The following is a 12,698-nucleotide window of genomic DNA, read 5'->3' as shown; positions in this document are numbered from 1 at the left end:
CAAAGTGAACTGAATATTCAAACTGTTGTGAGCAAAAGCTTCAGCCAAAATATTCAGACGGCAAATCAAGAAATCAATCAGTATATTGATGAACTTAAAACTCAACTAAAACATACCAAAGACCCAGATAAAAAAGCCGACATTGAAGCTCAAATCAACCAATGGCAAAATGGACAGTTCTACTCAATGCTATTGCTTCAGGTTTGAGTATACCAAGTGATCGTGTATTAGGTATAGCAACAGCTACTGCTGCACCTGAAGTGTCTTACCGTATTGTGCAATATTTTAAAGAGAAAAAAGCAGAAGGAACGAGTGCACATATTCTTGCTCATGCAATATTGGGAGCGGCTGTATCAGCAGCAGGAGATAACAATGCCTTAGCAGGTGCCATTAGTCGCTTTACCGTTAAACAACCCAACATTGGCAACAATTTGCGTGAAGCTTTGCAAAACGATTATGAATTGCAAAAAAATGCCCGCACAGGCATCAATCAATGGGTAGAAATTGTCACTGCAGAACACGATGCCACCACGCGTATGCTAATTGAAGAAGGGGCTGTCCTAGATAACGACTAAAACTTCCATTTAGGTTAAGATAACCCAATGAGAAAAAGTCGTCTAAGCCAGTACAAACAACATAAACTCATTGAGCTGTTTGTCGCAGGCGTAACTGCTTGAACTGCAACTGAGTTGGTAAATGTAAACAAAAACACCGCAGTCTATTATTTTCACCGTTTGCGACTACTCACCTATCAACATAGCCCTCATTTGGAAATGTTTGAGGGCGAAATTGAAGCGGACGAAAGCTATTTCGGCGGTGCTCGCAAAGGTAAACGAAGGTCGTGGTGCAGCAGGTAAAACCTCCGTGTTTGGGCTTTTAAAGCGTGACGGCAAGGTTTATACCGTTGTCGTACCGAACACGCAATTTGCCACACTTTTGCCGATTATTCGGGAAAAAGTGAAGCCGGACAGCATTGTTAAACCGATTTTTATCGAAGCTATGATGTGCTTGATGTGAGCGAATTTAATCATTTTCGCATCAATCACAGCACGCACTTCGCTGAAAATCACAATCACATTAACGGAATTGAGAATTTTTGGAGCCAATCAAAACGCCATTTGCGTAAATTTAACGGCATTCCCAAAGCCCATTTTGAGCTGTATTTGAAGGAATGCGAATGGCGTTTTAATCACAGTGACTTGAAATCTCAAATTTCCTTTTTAAAACTCTTAGTTAAGAGAAGTTTAGGTTAGTTATCTAGGACAGCCCCAAAAATTTTACAAATTCAACCGCTTGCTATTTCGCAAATATAATGCTTAAATAACTCAAGTTACACGATAAACAAGAGGAATTTATGATGAAATTGCTTCATAAAATACTGTTATTAGTCAGTTTGTTTCTTGCTGCCTGTACATCAACGAAAGATCATAGAACTGTGCAATTTTATGATGAAAAAATTCTTGCCGCAGGTGTGATGGAGAATAAATTAATTGTTATTGGGCAAACGTATTCTTATGCGTTTGAAGGGAAAGAGAATATTGATGCTTTTTCAACTATTGCGAGTTTTGATAAAGTTTATAGAAAAAAGCTTACAGATCGCTATCCTGAAATTTGGCTAAAGAAGAAAGATAAGCACGCAGAACCTGTGGTGACTTTTATTTATCGGGGTATCATGCCTGCAAATAGACTATCGAACACAGAAAGACAGCAATTACTCTCGGCAGAGAAAATTAAAGATCAAGCACCATTTAGTATCGGGCGTGAAAACAATGAACCTTCAGATGCGTTATATGCTTGGGGAATATTAGATGGCGGGCAAGTAATTTCGATCAGTAATCGAGAGGAAATCTTGCAGAAATTCAAATTTAGCCAACCGTTTGAAATTGCTAAAGCCACGCAAGATACGTGGTTTCAGACTAAGTCATCCACGATCGTAGGGCGTGCTATGGATATTGTTGTAAAAGAACCTGCTTCAATTATTTTTCTTCCGATTGTCGCAATAGCTCAATTACCATTATTGATGTGGTCATTGGGGAATTAAATAAGGAGATTTTATGCTTACCTCGCAATCTTGCAGCCCGTTTGATATACCATTTTTCCAATTTTCTCAAATGAAGAAATATTGCCCTGAGGATATTCCTCGTATTAAGGCTGAGTATAAAAAAACATGGGGCTGTCCTAGCAAGCCGTAGCCTGCACGCAACTTAAAATCCATGTGTAGGGTGCGTGCCTCAGCACGCACGCATTCTATGGCCTATAACCCAATGCCGTCTGAAAAGTTATCAAATTTTTCAGACGGCATTTATTCTCATAAAAGCTAAATCCAGATACCCTGTATACTGTTCAAACGCGTGCGTGCTGGGGCACACACCCTACTCTTGCTGGGCTACAAAAGTCACGTTTACGTAGCTCTTTTCTAGATCAAAAGAAAAATCGTTTATTAGGGTGAAAAAATGAATTTAATTAGTAATGAAGATAAAACATTTGGTTTTATTTGGACAGTTGACTTAATCAATGAGCCCTTTGTATTTGGCAGAGTTCAAATTATTATTGGCGACGAAATTTATCCTAAGCATTGCCCTCGTGAATACTATGCTTTATCAACTGTTTTCCCTAATTTAAAAGCTTCGTTTAAAGATAAAGATTATGCGGGAGGTACTGATGGAAAAGATTTTGGTATGGCTGATTTTGATTTATCTGCCTATGAATCTTGTAAACTAAAAAATATATTCTCTATCGAGACAACTTATATGGGAATGAAAACAGGTAGTTTGGAAGATTGCAGTATTGATTGTTTGATTCTTGAGATGGGTTACGCAGGAGATAAAGAAAGATTATTTTATAGTTTTGATTATGCTAAAACTTTTAAAGAAATTTGTTATCCAAGAGGAACTGTGGAGGATGTTATCTTTAGATTACCTGATTTTCCCCTCAATTTATAATTGTTTTAAAATAATTGAAAAAGAACAAGGTTACTCAAATCATTGTCCACGCTGTTTAAAACATTTCTAATTTTGAAACCTTTGCAAACCCCATTTTTTGAACTTTTTTGAAAAATAAAGTTCTTAAAATTCAAAAAATTAAAATTTTTAAATATCAAATTTTAGGAGTTTTGCAAAGGTTTCAATTTTGCAAACAAATTATGCCGTCTGAAAAATCCAAATCTTTTCAGACGGCATAACTATATCTTTCCGCATATACATTAATGTAATGAACACTAATTTGAAACCTGAAAACATCATATATTTGTAGGGTGCAACCAGTTGCACCCTACCTATTTTTATCGCGTTACAGGCTTATACTTAATCCGTTTCGGTTTCGCTCCTTCTTCGCCCAAACGGCGTTTTTTGTCCGCTTCGTATTCCTGATAGTTGCCGTCAAAAAACACCCATTTTGAATCGCCTTCACACGCCAAAATGTGCGTGGCGATTCTGTCCAAGAACCAACGGTCGTGCGAAATCACCATCACGCTGCCTGCAAATTCCAACAAAGCGTCTTCCAACGCGCGTAAAGTTTCCACGTCCAAATCGTTAGACGGCTCGTCCAACAACAACACATTGCCGCCCGCAATCAGCGTTTTCGCCAAATGCAAACGTCCGCGCTCGCCGCCCGACAGATTGCCGACAATCTTGCTTTGGTCGCTGCCCTTGAAATTGAAACGCCCCAAATACGCGCGCGCTGGCAATTCAAATTGCCCCACTTGCAAAATATCGCGCCCTTCGGCAATCTCGTCAAACACCGTTTTGTCGTTGCCCAAACCTTCGCGGCTTTGGTCAATCAAAGACAATTTCACGGTTTGCCCGATTTTCACTTCGCCCGAATCAGGCTGCTCTTTACCCGAAATCAGTTTGAACAAAGTGGATTTACCCGCACCGTTCGCGCCAATCACGCCCACAATCGCGCCTGCTGGGATTTTGAAACTCAAATCGTCAATCAACACGCGGTCGCCAAACGATTTGGAAACATTCACAAATTCAATCACTTCATTGCCCAAACGCTCGGCGACAGGAATGAAAATTTCCTGCGTTTCATTGCGTTTTTGGTATTCGTAATTAGACATTTCTTCAAAACGCGCCAAACGTGCTTTGGATTTGGCTTGGCGACCTTTGGCGTTTTGGCGCACCCATTCCAGCTCTTGTTTCATCGCTTTAATGCGTGCGGCTTCGGATTTGGCTTCGTTGGCTAAACGCTGCTCTTTTTGTTCCAACCAAGACGAATAATTGCCTTTCCAAGGAATGCCGTGTCCGCGGTCAAGCTCCAAAATCCACTCGGCGGCATTGTCCAAGAAATAGCGGTCGTGGGTTACCGCCACCACCGTCCCAGGGAAACGCACCAAAAATTGTTCCAACCATTCAACAGATTCCGCATCCAAGTGGTTGGTCGGCTCGTCCAACAGCAACATATCGGGCTTGGACAACAGCAATTTGCACAAAGCCACGCGGCGTTTTTCGCCACCCGACAAATTGGCGATTTTCGCGTCCCATTCAGGCAGCCTTAACGCATCGGCGGCGATTTCCAACTCGTGTTCCGCGCCACCGCCACTGGACGAACCAGCGGCAATAATCGCTTCCAAACGCCCTTGTTCTTCAGCCAAAGCATCAAAATCGGCATCAGGGTCGGCGTAGGCGGCATACACTTCTTCCAAACGCTTTTGCGCGGCAACCACTTCGCCCAAACCGCTTTCCACTTCTTCACGTACGGTTTTTTCGGGGTCAAGTTCAGGCTCTTGCGGCAAATAGCCGATTTTCAAGCCGCTCATTGGCACGGCTTCGCCTTCAAATTCCTTGTCTACGCCCGCCATAATCCGCAAAACGGTGGATTTGCCCGCGCCGTTCAAGCCCAGCAAGCCGATTTTCGCCCCTGGGAAAAAGGACAGGGAAATGTCTTTGATAATGGTTTTTTGCGGCGGTACAACTTTGCTCACGCGCAACATGGAATAAACGTATTGGGACATTTTTCTCGCTCCAAAAAATAAACAAAAAGAAAAAGTTGCTGCTGATGTGTGAAATCATCAGCATTTTAACAAATTTTGATGTAAAAAGTAGTTTCAGGCAGCCTGAAAGTTAAGGCTTACTTTTCAGTTCTTTAATTAATTGAGTAATTTGTTCCATGCCATCAAAAGTACTGGGGATATTATTGTCATTGGATAAAATACTGCTGAAAATCAGATTTTCAAATTTTTCTAATGCGTCTTTATCATTCTTTTTGATTTCTTTTGCATACTCTGCATATGCTTGAATAAATTGACAAAGTGATAAACGCAATTCTAATTGCATAATTTGGGTTTCAACCGCGCGATATTGATTGAGTATTACTCGGAAAAAGTAAATTAAAACAAATTCCAAACCGATGCTAATTAATAATTGTTGCCACGTTATATTTGTCCATTCTGTTTCTGAAACTATTTTGATAAATGGCACGCTAATAATAAATGCGCCAATTAGGCTCAATAACCAAAATATACAATTTTTACTGGTTTCTTTTTTCTCCAGTAATTTGCTGAAACCATTGGATAAGCCAACAAAATTAAAACCTTCTTTATACGTTTTTAAAGATGTTTCTAATCTTTGTACTTCTTGAATTTTTGCATTGGCTTCATTATTGGTTTTGTCTATAAGGCTTTCTAATTCTTGGCGAGATGTTTGTATTAAATTCTCTAATTCATGAATTTGATTTTTTGCTTTCTTGATATTTTCATCAAAGTCAGCCATTGCCTGAAATTCTTTGCCTCCTAAATAATGGTTTAAAATCTGATAATCCAATTCATTTTGAATGTAAAGTAATTGTTCTTTTAATCCTGCATCCGCTACATAATCAGTAGTTAGAGTTTTAAACTTTGTCCAAATAGCTTGAAAGTCATGAGAATCATATAAATTTTGATAATTAAATAAATGTTTACGTTGTAAGCTTATCATTGCTTCTCTTAAAAAACGTATAGAAAATAAAAATATATGGTCAAAGTAATATTCATCAAAAGCGTCTTTATTGTTTTCGCTAATTCTTTTTAAAGATGTATAAAATTTTTCTCCAATATAGCCATAATTAAATGGACAAAGTGTCAACCAGCAGTCATCGTCGTTTTTCATTAAAATTAAAATGAAAATTACATTATTTATTTTCTCTCGTAAAGATTCATTTATTTTTGATTTTTCCCCCAAAACGGAAATAACTTTTTCTAATAATTCAACGGTAATTTTATTTTTTTCCATTTTGATATTTTCCTTTAATGAAAAGGCTTTCAGGCTGCCTGAAAAATGATATGTAAATCAGATTGTTGAGTCCGACCAATTTTGAATTACACAAGAAATGTTGGGTAGTAGTATCCAAACCACAGATGTACTGTGTATTGCGTGATTTTATCAAACTCACCCAATCACTGATTTTTTCGCACCCAAGCCACCCATTTTTCAAATAATTCAGGCTGCCCTGCCGCGATAACCGAACGTTTGAATGCATGCAAACCACTCCAAAAATCATCGCCTTCCAACGTAGTCAGCAAACCGCCCGATTCTTCCAAAATCAGCGCACCTGCGGCGTAATCCCACAAATTTTGTCCGCCATGCACATAGACATCGTATCGCCCAGCAGCCAAATAACACCAATCCAGAGTGCTGCTGCCCATATTCCGCATCGTGCCAACGGGTAGAAAATAATTGATACTATTGACTAATTTCGCCGAGCGCAATCGCTTGGTTTCCACACCAGCCACCGCTTCGTGTAATTTTTTAGAAACGCGCCGCAGGGGTAAGGGCGTATCATTGAGCCACGCACCTTCGCCACGCACCGCATAAAAACATTCGTCCGACACAGGATTGTACACCGCGCCCAGCATAGCCCGACCACCCTGCACATACGCCACCGATATGGCAAAATGCGGAATGCCATTAACAAAATTATTTGTGCCGTCCAGCGGGTCAATCACCCACAAACCGACATCTGCTGATTGCCATAATTGCTGTTGCTGTGCTGCGGACATTTCTTCACCCAACACAGGCGCAGCGATGATTTGAGGCAGTCTGAAAACCAATGCGTTTTGTGTTGCCATATCTGCTTGCGATAACACACTACCATCATCTTTGCGCGAATGTGCCGTTTTCAAAAAATATGGCATCATTTCGCTGGCGGCGACTTCGCGGACAAGGTAAGTCAAAGTGTTTATGGGTTTCATGGCTTTTTTTGATAAAATAGAAACAAAGGATATAATTTTAACATTATCATAATATTCATGTAGTTTTGGCTACATAAAACTTGGTTTCAGGCTGCATTATTTTATTGATAGGCAGCCTGAAAAATCATTTTAACTTTATTTTTTTAAACACAGTTATCATGCCACGATTTTATTTAACCGCCCCACTTGCGCCGCAAACTTCGCTAGATTTGCCCGATAATATTATTCGCCATATTCACGTTTTGCGTTTGAATACGGGCGATGCGATAACTTTATTCAACGGCGATGGCAAAGAATATCTCGCCCAAATCAGCGAAGTGGGTAAACGTCATGCCAGTTGCCGTATCACGCAAGAAATAACAGCCCATCGTGAAAGCCCATTAAATATTCAATTAATACAAGCCATTTCCAGCGGCGAGCGCATGGATTTCACGCTGCAAAAAAGCGTGGAATTGGGCGTATCACGCATTCAGCCGATTATCAGTGAACGTTGCGTGGTGCGTTTATCGGGCGAGAGGGCGGATAAACGCGTGCAACGTTGGCAAGATATTGTGATTGCCGCGTGTGAACAAAGTGGGCGCAATTTTGTGCCAGCAGTATTGCCGATTATGTCGCTGAAAGATTATTTGGCGCAGATGCCACGCGATGAATTGCATTTGTTGATGAGTTTGAATCGTGCCACCACCTTGCGCGATATTTCGCCTGCTCCGCAAAAATTGCATTTAATGATTGGTCCAGAAGGTGGTTGGACGGCAGCGGAAGAACAGTCGGCATTTGATGCAGGTTTTCAGGCAATCACATTGGGACAGCGTGTTTTGCGTACCGAAACAGCCAGTTTGGCGGCGATTGCGGCGATGCAAACTTTGTGGGGGGATTTTGTATGAATCTAGGGGAAATCTCAGAATGTTGGAAGATAATGACAGAGGAGGTGTGTCATTCTCGGTTGTTTTTTTAACTGCAGTAAGCTCGCTTTCTTATCCATTTTGGAATGATGGTTAGGTAAAATAAAAATAATACAGTATTGCCAGCTAGGTGTACACGGCGATTACTGTTACCTTTATTTTAAACGACTATAAATACCTCTGTGCTGTTATTAGCCTTCGGAAATTTCTACAAATAAGGCAGCCTGAAACACCGTGCAGCGTATTTTTGATACACGCCCAAACACCATAAAAATGCGCTATAATCGCCTATTTTCAATATTTTGCCAGCCTGTTTATTTTCAGGCTGCCTTTTATTTAATTTTATAACTGCGAACCATGTCTAAATATCTTTCAAACCTATTTAAATCTAAAAATAAAAACAATAAAGCAGCCACGCCCAACATCAAAATGAGCGCAGTAAAAGGTAAAACAACTGCTAAAAACAATAAATCCAAAAGTAAAGTGGCATCGGCAATGGTTAAAACGCCACCTGCGAAACCCGTATCTACAAACAAAAAAACAGCTTCTGGCAATATTCAAGTTAAAACGCCTGCTGCATTCAATAAACCAGCCGAAGTTCCTGCTTTGCAGCAACCTAGCGTAAACGAACGCGACCGAAACTTGATTGGCGATACACTGTGGTTATTTTTGTTGGTGGTAACAGGGTATTTGATGCTGACATTGCTGACTTTTTCTATGAAAGACCCATCGTGGTCGCGCAGCATTCCGCGTTTAGGCGAAATTATGAATGTCGGTGGTTTAGCAGGGGCATATCTTGCCGATATTTTGTATTATATTTTCGGTTTGTCGGCATGGTGGTTTGTCGGTATGGCAGGCATTTGGCTGTATCGCAATTTCCGCCCGATTTTGGACAAAGGTACGCAACCGTATAATCCAATGATTGCGGGTACGGGCTTGGGTATTTTGTTGCTGACCAGTCCTGTATTGGAAGCATTTGCATTTGGTGCAGATTTGGATAGAAGTTTGCCGCTGGGCGCAGGTGGTTTTGTTGGCTCCATGATTGCTTCTGGATTAAACCATGCTTTGGGTGCCACTGGTAGCGTTGCTCTGTTTTTCATTATTTCTATGCTTGCGTTTTCTTTATTGATACAGATTTCATGGCTAGATTTTATGGAACGTTTGGGCAATCAGTTGGAAAGATTGTTTCAGCAGATTTTTCATGATAAAGACAGTAAGAAAAAAATAGATGGGCAGTCTGAAAAAGGTTTAGAAAGCAAAATTGTACAGCCTCGCAGTGTGTTGGAAGCGGAACAAATTGTGTCTGCACCTGTAACGCCACCTGTCAGTAGTATGAGTAATCGCAGTTTAGCGGTAAAGCATACGATGGAGCAGGAACAATCTGAAAATGTTGTTCCTGCTCCCAAGAAACGACAATTGCAAGTGACTAAACCTGCTATTCAAACCACAGATTCGCTGCTATCGGACACAAATGATGTGATGCAGCCTGAGCATGGGGAATATCAATTACCTGTATTAGGCAGCCTGAAAACACCCAATCCCAATCCTGTAACCATGTCGCAAGAACAATTGGACGAAACGGCACAGTTGATTGAAGAAAAACTGGCAGAATTTGGTATCCATGTGGAAGTGGTGGAAGCAACATCAGGTCCTGTGATTACACGCTATGAAATTTTACCTGCTAAAGGGGTAAAAGGCAGTCAAATTGTCAATTTAAGCAAAGATTTAGCGCGTTCATTGAAAATTCAATCTGTCCGCGTGGTAGAAACTATTTTGGGTAAAAACACGATGGGGATTGAAGTACCCAATGAACATCGCCAAGAAGTAGTTTTGCAGGAAATTTTAAAGGCGCAAATTTTTACCGAAGCCAAATCCAAATTAACCGTAGCTTTGGGCAAGGATATTGCGGGTAATGCGATTGTGGGTGATTTGGCAAAAATGCCGCATTTATTGGTGGGCGGTATGACAGGTTCGGGCAAATCGGTTGGCGTTAATGCCATGATTATGTCTATGTTATATAAAGCCAAACCTGATGAAGTGCGCTTTATTATGATTGACCCGAAAATGTTGGAATTATCGGTTTATGAAGGCATACCGCATCTGCTTTGCCCTGTGGTTACCGATATGAAAGAAGCAGGCAATGCCTTGAATTGGTGTGTGGCAGAAATGGAAAAACGTTATCGTTTGCTGGCACACGTTGGCGTGCGTAATTTAGCTGGTTATAACGAAAAAATTCAGGCTGCCATCAAAGTTGCTAAACCCATTCCTAATCCGTTTAGCTTAAATCCCGATGACCCTGAACCATTGGAAACCTTGCCGCAAATCGTTGTTGTGATTGACGAATTGGCAGATTTGATGATGACCGAGAAAAAAGCGGTGGAAACCCAAATTGCACGTTTGGCACAAAAAGCACGTGCGGCAGGTATTCACATGATTATCGCCACCCAACGCCCAAGTGTGGACGTGATTACAGGTTTAATCAAAGCCAATGTGCCAACGCGCATGGCATTTACCGTGCAAAGCCGCATTGACAGCCGTACCATTCTTGACCAAATGGGCGCGGAAGATTTGTTGAAACAAGGTGATTTGCTGTTCTTGCAACCAGGTGAGGCTGAACCCAAACGCATTCAAGGCGCATTTGTCAGCGATGATGAAGTGCATAATGTAGTGGCATTTATCAAAGCGCAAGCCGAACCTGATTATGTGGAAGGCATATTGACAGGTGAAGCCACATTGGAAACCAATCAATTCATCAATCCTCAAGCCAATCAGCATGGCGGCGATGATTTGTTTGACCAAGCTGTACAATTTGTGGTTAGCAGTCGCAAAACCTCCATTTCCGCGCTGCAACGGCATTTGCGTATTGGTTACAACCGCGCCGCCAATTTGATGCAAGCGCTAGAAGATGGTGGCATTGTCTCGCCAGCCGCGTCTGATGGCAAACGTCAGATTTTAGCGCGAAGTTTGGATATTGCGTAAACAGAAAATTTTGTATTGTATAGTAAATTCAATTTAAACCAGTACAGCGTTGCCAGCTCCCTTATGTACTATGTGTACATGGCGGTCGCTGTTGCCTTGTTCTGATTTAAATTGAATCCACTATAATTATGCTTGTGTAACTTCATAAATTTATGGTGGTAACGGTGATGATGTTTTTATTGGTAATACAGGCAGAAACCTTTGCAAAACCCCTAAAATTTGATTTTTAAAAATTTTAATATTTTGAATTTTAAGGAATTTATTTTTCAAAAAAGTTCAAAAAATGGGGTTTGCAAAGGTTTCAGGCATAGATTATTTTGTTGGCGGAGCAGGAAATGATATTTTGCAAGGTGGCAAAAATGATGACCGTTTAGAAGGTGGTATAGGCAATGATACCTACTTGTTTAATTTAGGTGATGGTAATGACCGTATTTACGATAGTTTTGGTAACGATATTTTGAAATTAGGTCAAGGGCAAGTTTTGCGACACAACAAGGAATTGAATTGAGTGAAGTTGAACAGATGCAAGCTTATGCACAACAGATGATGTCTATGGGTGGTATTTGGAAATAAAACATGAAATAGTCATTGTTAAAGGCAGCCTGAAAAAGTCATTTTCAGGCAGCTTTAATCAAACATTAAACAGATACAGCCAATAAAGTTGGAATATGTTTCAATTCATCTGATTGCCAATTTGTTGCAGAAACCATATCGGCACCAAAAGCATTCATCGCATTGACCATATTGTTTGCACCCGATAACACACGATTCAGTTCTGTTGCATTCAGATTAACGGTTTGGTCTTCAAATACCAATTTTTCAACTTGGTAGTAAGTACTACTGAAAAAGTTATTAACTAATACCGTATCTTGGCTATCTTTATGACTCAAAAGCAGATTTGAACCTTGTTTATATAAATTTATTTCTGATAAGGAAACATTAGAAAATACCAATACATTAGACTCCGAACCATAATCCTTGATAACATCCTGACCATGACCTTTGGCAAAGACATATGTATCGGAACCAGCACCACCATTTAAAGTGTCATTGCCTGCACCGCCAATTAAAAAGTCATCGCCAGAACTGCCGTTCAAAATATTATCTGCTTTATCGCCAATCAAGAAATCATTTTTACTGCTACCTGAAACATTGGCTTGTTCTACATTAGCAAAATGCAAATCCAAAGTTTCCATCACTTTCTTATCCAACATTGGTACAACATCAGCCAATGTAGATTCATCAGCAAGTGCAAAATAAGTCGCCAACAATTCAGGCAGCCCTGTTTGTTTTAGCTCAAATTTGCCATAGCCCATCAATTCAGCCAAATCCACCATTGCTTTTTGTGGATTGTCTTCGTGTACTTGATTGAATGTGGCAATCACACGAGAGAAATCCAAAGCAAATTGCTCATCCTCAATTTTGAACGCAATTTCATTCAAATAGGGTTGCAAACGAGTTTGAAACAACAAACCTTTGTAAATATTATCGGTTAAGCTAGCATAAGTATCATTTGTGATTTTTAACACTTTTTTGGCATCATCTTCACTGAACAAGAACAAACGGCTGCTGTCTTGTCCTGTGAATGCATCCAATACCGCCATGCGGTCGCGAGCTATAGGTGTAGAATTAAATAAACGGTACATACA

Annotated in this window: 10 protein-coding genes and 2 pseudogenes; 8 read left to right on the top strand and 4 right to left on the bottom strand. The window is 40.4% G+C overall.

Translation table 11 applies throughout. The features are described 5' to 3' along the window. Positions 1-161 precede the first annotated feature (161 nt). From MIS45_RS06580 to MIS45_RS06560, 5 genes and pseudogenes are all read left to right on the top strand, one after another. Positions 162-575 (top strand): ferritin family protein, encoded by a 414-nt coding sequence (locus tag MIS45_RS06580; RefSeq protein ID WP_249449945.1) that lies wholly within the window; start codon positions 162-164, stop codon positions 573-575. Positions 576-602: 27 nt separating this feature from the next. Next, a pseudogene (locus tag MIS45_RS06575) lies at positions 603-1,253 on the top strand (IS1595 family transposase). Positions 1,254-1,354: 101 nt separating this feature from the next. Then, positions 1,355-2,041 carry a hypothetical protein gene (locus tag MIS45_RS06570; RefSeq protein WP_249449944.1) on the top strand — a complete coding sequence of 229 codons (687 nt, stop codon included), beginning with the start codon at positions 1,355-1,357 and terminating at the stop codon, positions 2,039-2,041. Between the two features lie 13 nt (positions 2,042-2,054). Continuing rightward, positions 2,055-2,171: pseudogene (locus MIS45_RS06565) on the top strand (HI_0552 family protein); the annotation flags it as partial. A 282-nt stretch (positions 2,172-2,453) separates the two neighbouring features. Beyond that, positions 2,454-2,942: an Imm42 family immunity protein gene (locus tag MIS45_RS06560; protein ID WP_249449943.1), complete on the top strand. Its 489-nt coding sequence runs from the start codon at positions 2,454-2,456 to the stop codon at positions 2,940-2,942. A gap of 338 nt (positions 2,943-3,280) precedes the next feature. Here the strand turns inward: MIS45_RS06560 and ettA are convergent, their stop codons facing one another. The 3 genes from ettA to MIS45_RS06545 all read right to left on the bottom strand — a co-directional run bounded on the left by ettA (position 3,281) and on the right by MIS45_RS06545 (position 7,168). After that, positions 3,281-4,954 carry an energy-dependent translational throttle protein EttA gene (gene ettA / locus MIS45_RS06555; RefSeq protein WP_249441864.1) on the bottom strand — a complete coding sequence of 558 codons (1,674 nt, stop codon included), beginning with the start codon at positions 4,952-4,954 and terminating at the stop codon, positions 3,281-3,283. Between the two features lie 109 nt (positions 4,955-5,063). Then, on the bottom strand, positions 5,064-6,209 hold the full coding sequence (locus MIS45_RS06550) for a hypothetical protein (RefSeq protein WP_249449942.1): 1,146 nt from the start codon (positions 6,207-6,209) through the stop codon (positions 5,064-5,066). A 164-nt stretch (positions 6,210-6,373) separates the two neighbouring features. Then, positions 6,374-7,168 (bottom strand): inositol monophosphatase family protein, encoded by a 795-nt coding sequence (locus MIS45_RS06545; protein WP_249449941.1) that lies wholly within the window; start codon positions 7,166-7,168, stop codon positions 6,374-6,376. A gap of 158 nt (positions 7,169-7,326) precedes the next feature. Between MIS45_RS06545 and MIS45_RS06540 the strand changes: the two genes are divergently transcribed. The 3 genes from MIS45_RS06540 (at position 7,327) to MIS45_RS06530 (ending at position 11,557) form a co-directional block, all read left to right on the top strand. Beyond that, complete coding sequence (locus tag MIS45_RS06540; protein ID WP_249441860.1) at positions 7,327-8,052, top strand: 16S rRNA (uracil(1498)-N(3))-methyltransferase; 726 nt, start codon at positions 7,327-7,329, stop codon at positions 8,050-8,052. Between the two features lie 375 nt (positions 8,053-8,427). Next, positions 8,428-11,049 (top strand): DNA translocase FtsK, encoded by a 2,622-nt coding sequence (locus tag MIS45_RS06535; RefSeq protein ID WP_249449940.1) that lies wholly within the window; start codon positions 8,428-8,430, stop codon positions 11,047-11,049. A 283-nt stretch (positions 11,050-11,332) separates the two neighbouring features. Continuing rightward, a complete protein-coding gene (locus MIS45_RS06530) occupies positions 11,333-11,557 on the top strand; it encodes a hypothetical protein (protein ID WP_249449939.1) in 225 nt (74 codons plus the stop codon). A gap of 130 nt (positions 11,558-11,687) precedes the next feature. On the opposite strand, the gene MIS45_RS06525 is transcribed toward MIS45_RS06530, so the two are convergent. Then, complete coding sequence (locus MIS45_RS06525; protein ID WP_249449938.1) at positions 11,688-12,695, bottom strand: calcium-binding protein; 1,008 nt, start codon at positions 12,693-12,695, stop codon at positions 11,688-11,690. Between the last annotated feature and the right edge of the window lie 3 nt (positions 12,696-12,698).

The organism is Wielerella bovis (genome assembly GCF_022354465.1).
Lineage (GTDB): Bacteria > Pseudomonadota > Gammaproteobacteria > Burkholderiales > Neisseriaceae > Wielerella > Wielerella bovis.
The sequence above is the reverse complement of the archived record's forward strand: the minus strand, read 5'-3'. Positions and strand labels throughout refer to the sequence as shown.